Source organism: Paenibacillus sp. FSL E2-0190 (assembly GCF_037992965.1).
Lineage (GTDB): Bacteria > Bacillota > Bacilli > Paenibacillales > Paenibacillaceae > Paenibacillus_AQ > Paenibacillus_AQ odorifer.
The window spans coordinates 1,573,104-1,588,338 of the sequence record NZ_CP150306.1; the positions used below are offsets into that span (position 1 = coordinate 1,573,104).

At 42.5% G+C, this 15,235-nt stretch carries 11 protein-coding genes; all 11 read left to right on the forward strand.

Translation table 11 applies throughout. From position 1 onward, the window contains the following. Positions 1–17 precede the first annotated feature (17 nt). The 11 genes from NST25_RS06835 to NST25_RS06885 all read left to right on the forward strand — a co-directional run bounded on the left by NST25_RS06835 (position 18) and on the right by NST25_RS06885 (position 14,917). Positions 18–1,826, forward strand: coding sequence for a hypothetical protein (locus tag NST25_RS06835; protein WP_340393555.1), 1,809 nt, complete (start codon positions 18–20; stop codon positions 1,824–1,826). Positions 1,827–1,898: 72 nt separating this feature from the next. Further along, positions 1,899–3,035, forward strand: coding sequence for a glycoside hydrolase family 88 protein (locus NST25_RS06840; RefSeq protein ID WP_340393556.1), 1,137 nt, complete (start codon positions 1,899–1,901; stop codon positions 3,033–3,035). A gap of 10 nt (positions 3,036–3,045) precedes the next feature. Beyond that, the gene (locus NST25_RS06845) at positions 3,046–4,905 is read left to right on the forward strand and encodes a DUF2264 domain-containing protein (RefSeq protein WP_340393558.1); all 1,860 of its coding nucleotides are present in this window, start codon (positions 3,046–3,048) and stop codon (positions 4,903–4,905) included. Between the two features lie 207 nt (positions 4,906–5,112). Next, the gene (sigK, locus tag NST25_RS06850; RefSeq protein ID WP_036675850.1) at positions 5,113–5,814 is read left to right on the forward strand and encodes an RNA polymerase sporulation sigma factor SigK; all 702 of its coding nucleotides are present in this window, start codon (positions 5,113–5,115) and stop codon (positions 5,812–5,814) included. A 342-nt stretch (positions 5,815–6,156) separates the two neighbouring features. Then, positions 6,157–6,339, forward strand: a complete 183-nt coding sequence (locus NST25_RS06855; RefSeq protein ID WP_340394367.1) for a hypothetical protein — start codon at positions 6,157–6,159, stop codon at positions 6,337–6,339. Continuing rightward, positions 6,332–7,168, forward strand: coding sequence for an RHS repeat-associated core domain-containing protein (locus tag NST25_RS06860; RefSeq protein WP_340393559.1), 837 nt, complete (start codon positions 6,332–6,334; stop codon positions 7,166–7,168). Before NST25_RS06855 ends, NST25_RS06860 begins: the two co-directional genes overlap by 8 nt. Before the next feature lie 41 nt (positions 7,169–7,209). Next, on the forward strand, positions 7,210–7,704 hold the full coding sequence (locus NST25_RS06865; protein WP_076187609.1) for a hypothetical protein: 495 nt from the start codon (positions 7,210–7,212) through the stop codon (positions 7,702–7,704). Between the two features lie 996 nt (positions 7,705–8,700). Then, the gene (locus NST25_RS06870) at positions 8,701–9,015 is read left to right on the forward strand and encodes a hypothetical protein (RefSeq protein WP_340393561.1); all 315 of its coding nucleotides are present in this window, start codon (positions 8,701–8,703) and stop codon (positions 9,013–9,015) included. 2,239 nt (positions 9,016–11,254) lie between these two features. Next, positions 11,255–12,328, forward strand: a complete 1,074-nt coding sequence (locus NST25_RS06875; RefSeq protein WP_076187607.1) for a hypothetical protein — start codon at positions 11,255–11,257, stop codon at positions 12,326–12,328. A gap of 15 nt (positions 12,329–12,343) precedes the next feature. After that, on the forward strand, positions 12,344–13,270 hold the full coding sequence (locus tag NST25_RS06880) for a carbohydrate binding domain-containing protein (protein ID WP_340393563.1): 927 nt from the start codon (positions 12,344–12,346) through the stop codon (positions 13,268–13,270). A 105-nt stretch (positions 13,271–13,375) separates the two neighbouring features. Next, the gene (locus NST25_RS06885; RefSeq protein WP_340393565.1) at positions 13,376–14,917 is read left to right on the forward strand and encodes a hypothetical protein; all 1,542 of its coding nucleotides are present in this window, start codon (positions 13,376–13,378) and stop codon (positions 14,915–14,917) included. Positions 14,918–15,235: the final 318 nt, after the last annotated feature.

Consider the following 15,235-nt stretch of genomic DNA (forward strand, 5'->3'; position numbering starts at 1 on the left):
TAAGGAGGAAAAAAGGCATGAATAAACAGATGCTTTTGGAAATAGTGCATGAAATGAAGCCAGTCGATCTGAGCTTGTATTATCCAAAGGGGGATGCGGCTGCTTTTTGGAAACGGGCGTTATCATCGGGAGTACTACAGGCAGATATCAGCGAGATCCGCGCGGAGGCGGTAAGGCTGGACGGGCAGTCTATACCTGAACTGTCGTATACGTTATTTTCCATTTATTCGCGCACGGGTTCGAGGTTGGAATATGAACGGGTCTATTTTGAACGGAGAAGAAGGCTGAATACTTATGTATTTCTGGCTTTGCTGGAGCCGGATCATCCGGAAGTACTGGAGAAGCTAGAGGACATCCTCTGGGCTATATGCGATGAGTACACCTGGTGTCTTCCGGCCCACCTCCCAGCGGATCATAATGCAGCTGATATCAACCGGTATATTGATCTGTTTTCTTCCGAGACCGGATTTACTTTAAGTGAAGTTTTACTTTTGCTCGGGGAACGACTTTCGCAGCTTCTGGGATCCCGAATCCACCATGAAGTAGAGCGGAGACTGTTTCGTCCATTTCTTGAAAATGGCCCTTATGATTGGGAGACAGCGCGGCATAATTGGGCAGCGGTCTGTGCGGGATCAATCGGGGCTGCTGCCTTGCTGTCTGTGGAGGACCCAGCCATGCTTGCGGATATTCTGCTGAGGACAGAGCGCGCCATGTTGTATTACCTGGAAGGGTTCGGTGAGGACGGTGCCTGTCTGGAAGGCCTTGGGTACTGGAATTATGGGTTTGGTTATTTCACTTATTATAGCGATTTGCTCTGTTCCAGAAGCGCAGGCAGACTGGACTGGTTCAAGCAAGAGAAGGTAGCGCAAATCGCGCGCTTCCAACAAAAATGTTTCATTGACGGAAGTCATGTAGCCAATTTCTCTGATTCAGTGCCTCAGGTGCTAGTACATATGGGATTGTCCCATTATCTGGCGGAAGTCTGTACGGATGTCGAACGCCCCCCATCCGCTTTGCGCGCTCCTTACACTGAAGATCATTGCGGCCGCTTTGCACCGGCTTTCCGCAATCTGATCTGGACCAGGGCTGGCAAGGAGGACGAAGCTTGGCGAGCCGCCAGCTATTATCTCCCTGATGCCGCTTGGCTTGTCTCGCGTCATGTGTCGGAGGCGGGTTCATTCGGATTCGCCGCCAAGGGCGGGCACAATGCTGAACCGCATAACCATAATGATCTGGGACATTTCATTCTGAGCGGCCGGGGAGAGATCTACGCATCCGATCTTGGAAGCGGAGAGTATACTGCTGATTATTTTGGGGCTGGCCGTTACCAGTATGACTGCAATGGATCGCAGGGTCATTCGCTGCCGATCATTGATGGCCAGTATCAGCTGGCCGGTCGGGCGTTCAGCTCCACAGTGCTGCATGCATCGGCGGAGGAGAATGATGTGCTGACACTGGATCTGACACAGGCATATCAGGTAACAGGACTACAGTCCTTAATCCGTTCGTTCGTCTGGCATAAAGAGGAATGTCCACGGCTGGAGCTTACAGACACTTACCGGTATGAGGGAATTCCGGCGAGCTGGACGGAGCGGTTTGTCACCTGGCGTGAGCCTAAGCTTCTTCATCCGGGTACCTTGCTGCTGCCGGGGACTATGACTCGCGGCGTTGAAGTGACTTACGATTCACTGAAAGTTGAGCCGGAGATTACTGTGCATGTGTACCGGGATCATTTTGGCATGGAGAAGCTCTGGTATAGTCTGGACTTCCATGTGCTTCAGCTTGGCGCGGTGGGCAAACTGGCATTCACTTTTCAATTTCTATAAAAGATGGGCCTGAGCATATAAAAAGTCCTCTATCAGAGGGTAGAGGCTAATTCGAATAAAGGCGGGATTTAGATGAGTAGATTAGTAAAGCAAGCTTGGGTAGACGAGGCTTGGGGCAAAGCCTTGGAGAAGACTAGAACGAACAGCTGGAGAATCGGTGCAGAATTCCCCCATGCCAGTCAAGGCGGCAAATACGTGCTTGAAGCACCAAACTGGTGGACGGCCGGCTTTTGGCCGGGAATGCTCTGGCAGCTCTATGCTGAGAGTGGTGATGAGGATTTGAAAGCGGTTGCTGAGCGGTGTGAAGAACGGCTTGACGAGGTGCTGGATGGTTATGTGAAGCTGGACCATGATCTAGGCTTTATGTGGCTGTTGACCAGTGTTGCGAACTATAAGCTCACGGGCAGAGAAGCATCACGAGTCCGGGCGTTGAAGGCAGCCAACTATCTGGCGGCCCGCTTCAATCTGAAAGGGCGCTACATCCGGGCCTGGAATCCATGGAGTGAAGGCGAGGATAACAGCGGGGTAGCCATTATCGATTGCTGCATGAATACCAGCCTGCTTTTCTGGGCTTCCGAAGTAACAGGGGATCCACGTTATCGGCATATCGCTGAGGCGCATATGGATACGGTGCTGGAGCACTTCATCCGGCCGGATGGTTCGGTTTATCACATCGTCAAATTCAACCCGGAATCGGGCGAAGTGGTTGAAAAGCTTGGCGGGCAAGGTTATGCGTCCGAGTCGGCTTGGTCGCGCGGGGCAGCCTGGGCGCTCTACGGACTGTCATTGGCCTATCATCATACGGGCAAGCAGAGTTATCTTAATGCAGCCAAGCAGGTCGCGCATTTCTTCTTGACCCGTCTGCCCGAAGATCACGTTCCACATTGGGATTTCCGTGCTCCCGGTGAAGTTGGCGAGATTCGTGATAGCTCTGCTGGTTCCTGTGCAGCGAGTGGCTTGCTCCTGCTGGCTAGCCAGGTGGACGACTCGGAGGCTCATGTGTATCGGAACGGGGCTATAAGAATTACTGAATCCCTTTATCGGAATTATGGAACTTGGGACAATGCAGAAGAAGAAGGATTGCTGCTTCATGGTACGAGTAACTATCCTGAAGATCGGAATATAGATGTTCCGCTTATCTATGGCGATTTCTTCTATGTCGAAGCGCTAGCCCGGCTAAAAGAAGCCGGACCGTTCTACTGGGAATAGGGGGCATATAATGCAGACTGAAAAGACTTTTACGACTATTGCTAAAAATCCGCTAAAGACCCGGGAGGATCTGGTCTCTGCTCTTGAACAGCTTACAGAACCGCTTCGGCCGCTCTACAGCAGAGGCGGCACACGGCTGGCAATCGGCGGAACAGGAGCCAGCTATTCAGCAGCAACTGCAGAAATGGAAGGTTTCTCCCGGGTATTGTGGGGCTTAGTGCCCCTGCTCATGGGAGGCGGAGAAAACGGGCTTTGGGATACTGTGCTGGATGGCATACGCCACGGCACGGATCCTGCCCATGAAGAATACTGGGGTGAAGTTCAAGATTATGACCAGCGTCTGGTAGAGATGGCGGTCTTCGGTTTCGCCTTAGCCGCCATTCCTGAACAGATCTGGTCACCACTTACCCAGAAGGAACAGGAGCAATTGTACAGCTGGCTGAATCAGATTAATTCCCATCCTTGCTATGACTGCAACTGGCTGTTCTTCAACGTGCTAGTTAATGTCGGATTCCGCAGAATCGGCCGACCCTACGACGCGGAGCAGCTAGAGAACAATCTGAAGCGAATGGATGATTTCTATCTGGGTGATGGCTGGTACAGTGATGGAATTAACGGGCATAGCGATTATTATGTTCCTTTTGCCATCCATTATTATGCGCTACTGTACGCGAAGCTGATGGAACAGGAGGACCCGGAACGTTCACAGGTGTTCAAAGAACGGGCCCGGCTTTTTGCCACCGAATTGTTGGGCTGGTTCGCTCCGGATGGATCTGCCCTTCCTTATGGAAGGAGCTTAACCTACCGCTTTGCCCAGTCTGCTTTCTGGAGCGCACTCGTCTATGCAGGCGTTGAAGTATTCCCTGTAGGTGTGGTCAAAGGATTAGTACTGCGCAATTTGCGCTGGTGGTTCAGCCAACCGATCTTTGATGCCGGAGGCGTTCTGACGATTGGTTATACCTACCCCAACTTGGTCATGGCGGAGAATTATAACGCTCCCGGTTCGCCCTACTGGGCGTTAAAGACATTCCTGCCATTGGCTCTCAGCGCGGAGCATCCATTCTGGAAAGAAGAGGAACTGCCGCTGCCGGATATTCCTGCAGTTATAGTCCAGAAGCCTGCGCATCTTGTCATTGTCCGCGAACCTGCTTCCGGCCATGTGGCTGCCTTCAACAGTGGTCATCTATATACGAATGAGCATACCCACACGTCTGCCAAGTATGAGAAATTCGTATACTCAACAGGCTTCGGGTTCAGCGTACCCCGCTCCGAATGGGGATTGTCTCAAGGGGCATTTGATTCCATGCTCGCTCTAAGTGAGAGCGGGGACAACTTGTATCGGGTCAGACGGCGGAATATGGAGTCAAAAATTGTGGACAATGTGCTGCACTCCGTCTGGAAGCCATGGACTAATGTGGAGGTTCGGACCTGGATCGTTGCTGGGCTGCCCTGGCATATTCGGATACACCGGATCGAGACCGGACGACCGTTGGACGCTGCAGAGGGTGGCTTCGCACTTGGTCAGGAAGTGGGGGTGGAACAGCAGATCGGCCTTACAACCGCCGCAGTATCTACAGCATGGGGAACAAGCGGAGTCAAGGGTTTGATCGGCTATGAAAAGGCTGAGCTAATTTGGCCTAATGCCAACACAAACCTGCTTCATCCCCGGACTGTTTTGCCTACACTGACGACTTTCCTTGAGCCTGGAATCCACTGGCTGGCTTCGGCTGTATACGGTGATCCGTCGGGAGATTCTTGCGGTGGTATTCTTGAACAATCACCTGAGTCTATTTTGAAGGTTACTTTTGATAAGGACATCATAAAGGTTTTTACGTCTAGTGAAGCGGAATTTATTATCAAAAGAGAGTGAGAATTACCGCTAACAACATTGTGTTAAAAAGACAAGTAATTGAGTAGAGTATGACTGATTTCTCGTATGAAAAATAAATTTCTGTGGTTGTACAATTTCCCCCGTACAGGCACTTCTAGGCGCACGCCCACATACAATAAGGATGACCATGAACCCGTAAGGCAAACAGATCGGTTTCATTGTACAAGTGCGGGAGGTGTCGCCAAGTTGCCTGGATTCTTAAGCACGATTGCGTTGCTGATCAAAGAACTGACGCTGCTGGTATCATACGTAAGGAATAATGCATTTCCACAACCGCTCTCGGAGCAGGAGGAAAGCCGATACTTAGGGATGATGGCTGAGGGAGATGCCAAGGCCCGCAATTTGTTGATTGAGCATAATTTGCGGCTCGTTGCCCATATAGTGAAGAAATTCGATAACACCGGAGAAGACATGGAGGATCTGATCTCCATCGGCACCATCGGCCTGATCAAAGCTATTGAGAGTTATCGTCCAAACAAAGGAACCAAACTAGCCACATTTGCAGCACGTTGTATTGAAAACGAAATTCTGATGCACCTAAGATCCTTGAAGAAGACTCGTAAAGACGTATCCCTGCACGACCCAATTGGGACTGACAAAGAAGGTAATGAAATTACACTCATTGATATCCTCGGTTCGGAAGCGGATGATGTCATTAAAGAAGTAGATCTGAAGATCGAAAAGAGTAAGATTTATCGTAACCTTGATATTCTGGATGACCGGGAAAAAGAAGTTGTCGTGGGGCGGTTTGGATTGGATACGGGTGGGGAAGAGAGGACACAGAGGGAGATTGCTAAGGAGTTGGGGATCAGTCGCAGCTATGTATCGCGGATAGAGAAAAGGGCACTGATGAAGCTGTATCATGAGTTTTATAAGGCGAAGCGGTAGGATCTTAGATAATAACTAAAGATTCACTATAGAGTGTTTTAAAAGTGACTTGCCAACAAGGGAGTTGCTTTTTTGTTAATTCAAGTAGTTGGGCTAAATGAACATAAAAAAGCATATTCAGAAAATTAACTTTGTAACTGCTGAGGGTTGTTTTATGACATACAAAGAAATATATGATCTTTATATTCAATTGTTGCTGGCGGACTTCGTGCGATAATGAGAAAAGGTAACACACATACGCAAGTAAACTATGATTTAAATGGACAGTTTATTACGGAAGAAAGGTTAAATGGGAATAATATCGTGTAGAAATCCACGTATGTCCGAGGCGACCGAGTTTTGGTGAAGAAAGACAAGACCACTAGTAAAGATTACTATTATCTGTACAATGGTCACGGCGATATTGTACAGAAGGTAGATACGAGTGGCGCAGTAGTGAATAGCTACGCCTACGATGTGTGTGGCAACATTACCACAAAAAGAAGAAACACTAAACCCATTCAAGTATACAGGGGAAGTGTATGATGAAGAGACAGGACTATACTATCTACGGGCACGGTATTATGATCCGAGTATGAGGCGTTTTTTAAATGAGGATACGTATGAAGGGCAGATTGATAATCCGCTGAGTTTGAATTTGTATACGTATGTGCATAATAATCCGTTGATTTATAGTGATCCTACAGGGCATATGGCTGCTGCAAACGGAGGCTCAGGTGGAGATCCGCTGTACAATGTATCAACTACTGATGCTACTATGAAAGTTATCTCAGCTCGTTCAGTGGATGCAGCTACTCAAGCTAAGATTTTAAAATCATTAATGAAAGAATATAAATACGGATTTTATGGTGATGATTCGGGAGGAATGACTCGAAATCAATTTGAATATCTGTATAACTTAGCGATGGCTAAGGGTTTAGGAAATAATGATACGGCTATATGGGCTATTTCTCAATTAGATAACTATTTCAGTTATGGGAAAGATGACAAGACCACTACGATTGCCTTAACGATTGGAGCTATGGGAGCAGGGGCGGTATCCGGGGGAAGTTCTAATTGGAAAAGCTCAAAGCAATTTGGACATGCATTTTTAACTCATGGAGCTGGTGCTAAAAATACACGAAGTTTAGTAGATAGGGCCAGAAGTACAAAAAATAATCAAGGGCAATGGCTGGATAATCAAAAAGCAGCAGACTTTATTACTTCTAAGGGTCCAATCACAGAAGTTAGAACATTTGATTTGCCTGCAGGTATGGGACAAGTGATTACTCCTGAGGGTGTTATAATACCTGCAACGAAGGCTATATTTGTTCCATCTTCAACTGGTATAAAAACTGCTTATCCGATTCCATAATAAGTAACCCACTATGAAAGGGCTGATACAATATTTTCAAGATGGAGTTAACATTATATAAGCCGTTGGAAAGTATACCTGAAACAGAATACTTAATACCTGATTTAGAACTCGATGATTCAGTGGGAATTCTAATGTGTATATGTGAGGCGTTTGAAATTTCACAATCTGTATCATTCGTTGTTGGTGGTTTTGGGCAAGATAACTGGCCTGTTGATTGCAGAACAGATTTATCTACTGTTATGGAACAAGTTCCTGATATATTAGCGAAAACAAGAGCGGGCATATTCTCCTTTGAATTAGATTTCTACGAACAGGGAATTGAAAGACAGTTCCTATTCGAAGAGGATATGAATCTTGTTAAGGTTACTTGCGTTAGTCGTACTGAATGGGTGCCTCACCCAAGTTCTGTATTTTTGGAAAAGACTGCAGTTTCTAAAGTATTTGAAGAAATATATATCAAATTTTTAGAATTTAGTTCTGTGATTTGTGAAGGGCTGGTGAATAATACTCTATTAAACGATTGGAAAGTATAAGTTATCTTGACCTTGAGGGTGTTCTTCCTCAAGGTCATTCTCTAATTTAAACTAGTGCCGAATAAACCTGCGGAAAGTTTCTCAAGACTACAACCCACATCTTTCTTATAAAATATTCTGCAAGTGTATGGGAATTCTAAATCAATTCAAGCAATTAAATTGCCCGAAGCTCAAACGTACACCCCCTGTTTTAAACGTAACATTTTATTTTAATAAATATATACTGATTTCCCTCGGCTTATGGACTACTCCACCTCACTGACTCATTCACTTTTGAACACTCCAGATGAGTTGAAATAAACAGATCTCCGAAAAAACACCTGCATGAAGGACTTTGATTAACGGAATAGATTAGCCGTATAGAAAAAAATAATCAGTCCCTAGCGATAGAACGAATGCTACGCACTAAGAAGTCACTCTAGATGGTCGAATCCTCTTAAATGTAAACTTCCGGCTGCATAAACATTAAAGGCGTAAATTATCTGATTTGAATTGTCTGTAACCATTTCAATTTCTTAATGTAAGAACTCTGGACGAAGCGAAGCGGAGTCTCCGAGCGCAGCGAGGGGTAACAATATCAAACGTTCCTCCCGTTTGCGTTTAGATGGACACTATACCTCTCTACGGCGCTGCAGGAGATGTTTGCATTCTTAAGTAAGGAAAACGTCCGTACTTTCACTAACGCTTGTATTTGCCCTATTACAATCCGCTGTATTCATTTAAGTACCCACAATCGTGCTCCCCCCAAGCATCTCCGTAATGAACCGTAACTAATCTGTCAAAAATCAATCTCAACCCATGGCATACACAGGGAGTACACTCTTTTCCCCCTGCTTTATTTATGGCAAAGACTACCCCAAAAGGGGCCTTACCCTAAGGAGGAAGAAGAGTATGAATGCTTATAACAACTGTCAGGCAACATGAATTGGGAACTACTTGAAGGTTAAGATGTATGGGAAACCCATATACTCTGGCCGCATGAAGCCCTACCGAACGATGACTAAGCGCCAAGTAAAAGTAGAAGGAATTAATTCTAACATGACCTTGAAACCTGAGTTACTGGATCTGGGCAACTGCTCACGTTATAACAGCATCCCACAGCCAAGAAGGCTGTCATTGGCAGAACGAGAACGATTCGAAAACCTGATGGATCTGAACTTTGCCAAGGGACATAAGTACATCACCCTAACGTATGGAAAGGAGAACGTTTCGCTGGCCGAAGCCAGTAAGGATTTTGAGAACTGGGTGAAGCGGATGCGGGAGCGGTATGGGGACTTTAAATATCTTGCAGTACGCTCATTTCAAGGCTAGGAACGATCCACTTCCACATGCTGGCGAATCTCCCCCGAATTCCGAGGGAGGAACTGACCGATGGTACGTTTAGGGCTATCTGGGGTCACGGTAATGTTGACTTTAAGCAGGTTTAAGAATTATCTGCAGGAGATCGGAGAAATAAGCTTAAGAAGTATCTCCTAAAGAACCTTCAGGAATTTAAAACGGATGAGCGCTCCTATGGCAAGCGGCTGTTCCTCCAAAGCAAGAACCTAAATCTACCTGAAATAATCAAGGGTAACTATGACGAGCTTATGGAGTCCTTACGGAAGATGGGAGTTGAGCTGAGGCTGCTAGAATCTAGACAGTTTCCCGTAGACTATTTGGATTATATCCGGTTAGAAACACATCAAATTATCGCGTGAACATGAAGCCTAACAGTTTAACGAAACTTGCAAAAAGAGTCCTCCAGGCCCTCAGGCGCACTTGGGTCCGATCTGTTAAGGTATCCATAATTTAGAGCTTAAACTAGAGTTTCTGCATGGAATTAAGCTCTCCGGGGGCTACTTTGGATAGCCTGAATGGGAACTCAAAACTAATTAAAAACGGAGGAAGAGAAAGCTTGAACTCTTCTGCGAAGCGTACTATGCTTGCTTTTATTATAAGGAATTAATTACCAAAAAACACTAAACTAGGCTTCCGTTACGGACCGGGAAACCATGGAATCATATTAAGGAAGTTGAGCAATCAGAAGCCAAAATTAAAAAAATGATGGAAAAATTGCAAAATGCTCAACGAAGTAACGCTGATGAAGCTGTATCATGAGTTTTATAAGGCTAAGCGGTGAGACTTATACGATAATTTAGATAATAAGTTGAGATTTATAATAGAGTATTTTAAAAGCAACTTGCCAACAGGGAAGTTGCTTTTTTGTTCAATCAAGTAGCACTAAATGATTATAAAAAAGTATATTCAGAAAATAAACTTTTTTAAGATCTCCATATTTAATTGTTACATGTATAAGAGAATAATGAATAGCACCAAGATCTATATCAGAGATAATTAAATTATTTTAAGAGACAATTTTTATAGCTAAAGATATAGTTCAACGAATTTTTGTTCTGAATTAGCTATTAAAATTCATTTGAATAAATAGAGAATTAAAGATTAAGCGGTGTTAAGAAGAATAATCTATGATGTTTTACATTTCTGATGTAATAATCAAATTACAGAATCATTGGCTAATCTGTCCGTTAAAATCAACTAATCCCTGACCATACAATGTTAGGCAAGGCGAACGGTAACGTAATGATCTACATGTTTAGTGATACCACTGACTAGAGTAGATTTGAGAAAAGAAACGGAGTGTAACTTGCATGGTCAATTCGAAAATCAGATATTCGATGGATACGAATAGGAGTATTTTTGGAACTAAGAGGAATTGAAATGATTGCAATAAGAAATAAGCGATAGAATAACCACTGTAGAGGGTTTCATGTTAAAGATGCTCGTATTAATAATGGAACTTAAGTCCAACATAATTAGTGAAAGAAACATGGCTGGCCTTGTTGAGCTTTATTTTGTAATGTTGAAGGAAGTAATCTAATAAAATATAACTAGTATATCTATTATCAAATTTTTGAATTTATTGTATATTAAATCAATGGTGTAATCCAAAAAAAGGAAATTATTTCTTCTATATTATGAAGATAAATATTTCGTCTTACTTATAATTGATACGATAATGGAACTGAAATTTACATAAAAGAATTGTTGGAAATTATATTTACACTCAGTTCGTATAAAGGTGTCAGTATGACTAATTATTATTCTAAATATAATATTTTAGAATCTTATTTGTTTATAAAATGGAAGTAATAAAGCTACGGGTTATGTATATAAGGCAGTAAAACTATAAGTCCTACATCCTGCTCTCTTCGAACTTAAGGTCGACTTTTTTCAGAACTCTGAATATCGACCATCTAAAAAATCTGGAGAATGAATTGTAGTTTCCGATTAGATCTGGATATAGGGGAAGAGGCAGCGCGAGATTTTGAGAAGCTGGAATTCAACCGCAGTTATGTGTCGCGAATTGAGAAACGGGTGCTCATGAAGCTGTGTCATTAGATTTATAATGCTATTAGTTCCCTATAAAGTTAGATTAACTGAAAAAGGTTTTGTCCCACAGCATTTACAATGACAGAGACCACTTTTTTGGGGATTTTAGAATAAACTTTTTTTGATAACAATTCATAATTTTATTTTGGAGCTGAGAAATTTGAAAAATATTAAACTATTTATATTGTTCCTTGTTTTTATCAGTGTTTGGCCACAAAAAACCTACGCGAATGAATATTTTTATGACAAAAATGGTCGATTGGAGTCAGTGAAATCATTTAATAATGCTGTTGATTTTTATTATGATCTCAATGGGAATTTAATGAGAAAAAATTCGAATGGTAATTTAATAAGAAATGGGAGTTTTGAAATATCTGATACGAGCAGTGGTACTGCGAATTACTGGAACACTTATTCTGGACCGGGTTTTCAAAAACCAAAAAGTGAAGTAGAAGTGATTGCAGTGGCTAGTGGTAAACAGTCTCAAAAGATAATAACCAACGGTGTAGGAGGATTGTATCAGGATATACAGGTAGGTGAGGATACAGCGTATGAATTAAATGGCCGAATAAACCTAAGTAATATGCTGAATGGAACGGTGATGCTGAGGGTTGATTATTATAATGCTTCGGGTAATTTAATCAGTGGAGAGACTCTTGCAGAAATAGGTGTACAGAACTTATGGACAACCATTGGAGGAGCAATAAGAACGCCAAAGGGAACGATTATGGCAAGGATACATTTTCACTTGGCTTCTTCATCTGGAGGTACATTGTTGATAGATATGGTTTCAGTGCAGAAGAGTACGTACGGTAATTTGCTAGCAAACGGAGATTTTGAGTCATCTCAAATGAATGGCGTGGGGGATGGCTGGGGGAAATACGGGGCTTTTGGTGAATATCAACTCATATCCTCAAATGTGACTTCTGGAGCCCAGTCTCAAAAGCTTACGATGACTAACGTAGGAGGTTTGTATCAGGATATAGCAGTAAGTGGGAATACTCTGTATGACTTGAATGGTCGAATAAATATAAGCAGCATGTCGAATGGAAGGGTTCAACTGATCGTCAATTATTTTGATATATCGGGAAAAGCGCTCGGTGGGAGGGAGGTAGCGGAAGTAAGTGTGCTCAACACATGGACTACCACTGGTGGAACAATAGAGACGCCAGTAGGAGCTCGAATAGCAAGAATTCATATTCAAGTGACTTCTTCAACTGGAGGCACAGCATAGGTAGATATTGTAACCATGAAAAAAAGTATCGACGGTAATATGTTGGCAAATGGGGATTTTGAAGCGTCCCAAATCGGTGGTGTTGCAGATGGATGGGGGAAATACGGAGCTTCAGGAGTATATCAGCTTATAAGTTCGACTGTAACTTCAGGTAAACAATCCCAAAGCCTTACGATGACTGGTTCTGGGGGCTTATATCAAGATATAGCAGTAAGTGGGAATACTCTGTATGACTTGAAAGGTCGAATAAATATAAGTAGTGTGCAAAATGGGGCGGTAAAGCTAATCGTTGATTATTTCGATCGTTCGGGAAAAGCAATCAGTGGTGTGACATTGGCAGAAATAAGTACCTTAAACGTATGGACAACCATGGGAGGCACTATTAAAACTCCAATAGAAGCCGTGATAGTGAGAGTTCATGTTCACATAGCATCCTCATCTGGAGGTACATTTGTAGTAGATATGCTTAATTTTAAGGAAAGTATAGATGGAAGTATGCTGGCAAACGGGGATTTCGAGGCTTCTCAAATCGGAGGTGTTGCAGATGGCTGGGGGAAATATGGAGCCTATGGGGATTATCAATTGACAACCTCAACTGTAGCTTCTGGGACTCAAGCCCAAAAAATAGTAATGACCAGCGTAGGTGGAATATATCAAGAAGTAGCTGTAATTACTGAATCATCGTATACTCTGAGCGGTCTGATTAATGTAATCAACTTGCCAAGTGGAACATTAAAGTTCATCGTGAATTATTACGATGTATCCGGAAGGTTGATCAACGGAGTGACATTGGCAGATGTAAGAGCCTTAAATATATGGACAACTGTGAGAGGAACATTAAAGCCGCCAGTTGGGGCGGTGACAGCGAGAGTTCATTTTCACATAGATTCTTCATCTGGAGCCGCATTTGTAGTAGATAAGGTTACTTTTAAAGAGAGTTGAGTGGCGCAGTTATATTTAATAAAAGGTAGGTGAAAAAAGATGGCATCTATAACGGTACAAGAGATCGGATAAGAATTTATATAACTTGAGAATAGGAGATTTCAAATGTCGAAACATATGACTTTAAGGATCTTGATTCTGGCCTTTATAATTGTTTTTATTGCCCACCCAGAAACAACTTCGGCCTCTATTTATAATTATGATATGAATTCAAGATTACAATCAGAGACTTATATCAAAAATAATATTCAATATCAAAAAAAATTCATTTATGACAACAATGGAAGTTTATTGGGGAAATCAAATAAATCAGAAGATTATTTAATTCTGGAATCTTCATTTGAAGAAAGGACAGAAGCAATGAATTTTAAATTACCAAATTCAATGTTCTCTCTTTCCACCATTAACCCCAAAGAAGGGACGCAAAGTCTCTACTTTTACTCTACCCAATCTACTGTTGTAACAGCAGAGTCTATAATACTTGAAGTGACTCCTAGTACGCTATATACCTTAAGCGGGTGGATTAATAACAAATTATTGAGTGGAAATGCGAGCATCGATTGGTTGGAGTATAATGCTTCAAATCAGCTAATCTACGATGGTGGTACTTTAAGTGCACTAGATAAAAATAAATGGCAATATGACAGAGTAGAGTTTATAACTAAACCTCAAACTTCTAAAATTATTCTCAGAGTAGTCCTTGATGCTGGAGCGGCAGGTGAGGCTTACTTTGATGATATAAGATTTGAAAAAGGAAATAAACTTCCTCTTTCTAGAGTTTCCTTTGAGTCCGGAGAGAATTCGTGGTATTCCAATCTTCCGAGTAGTTTCTTTACTTTTTCAACAGATGGATTTAAAGACGGTAAACAAAGCTTGCGATTTAATTCTAATATCCCGGTTACGGCAACTGCTGAATGTGGAGAATTTATAGTAGATCCTAATACAACCTATGTTTTAGACGGGTGGTTGTACAATTCGCTAGTAACTGGGAATACATATATTGATTGGATGGAGTACGATAAAGCAGGAAAATTAGTATATGATGGAGGAACAATATATACGACAGGAAAAAATAAAACATGGCAATACGGTTCGGTAGAATTCACCACAAGACCAACTACTAGTAAAATTATAATTCGTGTAGTTGTGGATGAAGGGGCAACGGGAAGTATTTATGCTGATGCAATTGAATTCAGAAAAGACAATAATCTGCCGTTACTGGATACTTCTTTTGAAGCAGATGATTCTCTGTGGTATGCACCTAGCCCACTTCTCTCTCTGTGGAGAGGATTTGCAAGAGAAGGTCTTTCTAGTATGCAATTTCACTCTAAGGATGCAGTGACTGTGACTGCAGAATATGGGCATATTGTAGTTAATTCGAATACTAAGTATAGACTTGCTGGTTGGATTTACGATGCCTTGCTCACTGGTGGAGTATACATAGATTGGCTGGAGTACGATGCGAAAGGAAACCTTGTTTATGATGGTGGTACGGTATATAACGCCTCAAAGAAACAATGGGGATACAATAGTGTTGAATTTATAACAAAGCCTCAGACAGTAAGTATTGTCTTGCGAATTGTTTGCGATTCGGACGCAACGGGAACAGCCTACGTGGATAGTATACAATTTTTGAATGTTCCGTAATATTTGTTGTTATTAGGTGTCAGTGTTAAAAGAACTCTCTGCAAATTTTTATAGAAACGGTACGGTACAATTTGATTTATATTACAACAAGCAGTAAGACTCAGTATTGAGGTCTTGCTGCTTGTTTAATCTCGATAAGGCCACAATGTCAATCTTAATTAATAACTTGAGTATTTACAACAATCTCAGTACTATTTCCGAATAAATCTGTCGAATAGATGTGAGTTGTATAAGTGCCGATTTCATTGTTGTGCTCACTAATTGGAAAAGTTATTTTCCATGTTCCAGCTGATATTTTTTGTCCCCCACTTTGTTTTA

Coding starts and splice junctions, on each gene's coding strand:
- NST25_RS06845 (WP_340393558.1), top strand. CDS start 3,046: ATGCAGACTGAAAAGACTTTTACGACTATTGCTAAAAATCCGCTAAAG.
- NST25_RS06880 (WP_340393563.1), top strand. CDS start 12,344: ATGAAAAAAAGTATCGACGGTAATATGTTGGCAAATGGGGATTTTGAA.
- NST25_RS06835 (WP_340393555.1), top strand. CDS start 18: ATGAATAAACAGATGCTTTTGGAAATAGTGCATGAAATGAAGCCAGTC.
- NST25_RS06840 (WP_340393556.1), top strand. CDS start 1,899: ATGAGTAGATTAGTAAAGCAAGCTTGGGTAGACGAGGCTTGGGGCAAA.
- NST25_RS06885 (WP_340393565.1), top strand. CDS start 13,376: ATGTCGAAACATATGACTTTAAGGATCTTGATTCTGGCCTTTATAATT.
- NST25_RS06865 (WP_076187609.1), top strand. CDS start 7,210: ATGGAGTTAACATTATATAAGCCGTTGGAAAGTATACCTGAAACAGAA.
- NST25_RS06870 (WP_340393561.1), top strand. CDS start 8,701: ATGACTAAGCGCCAAGTAAAAGTAGAAGGAATTAATTCTAACATGACC.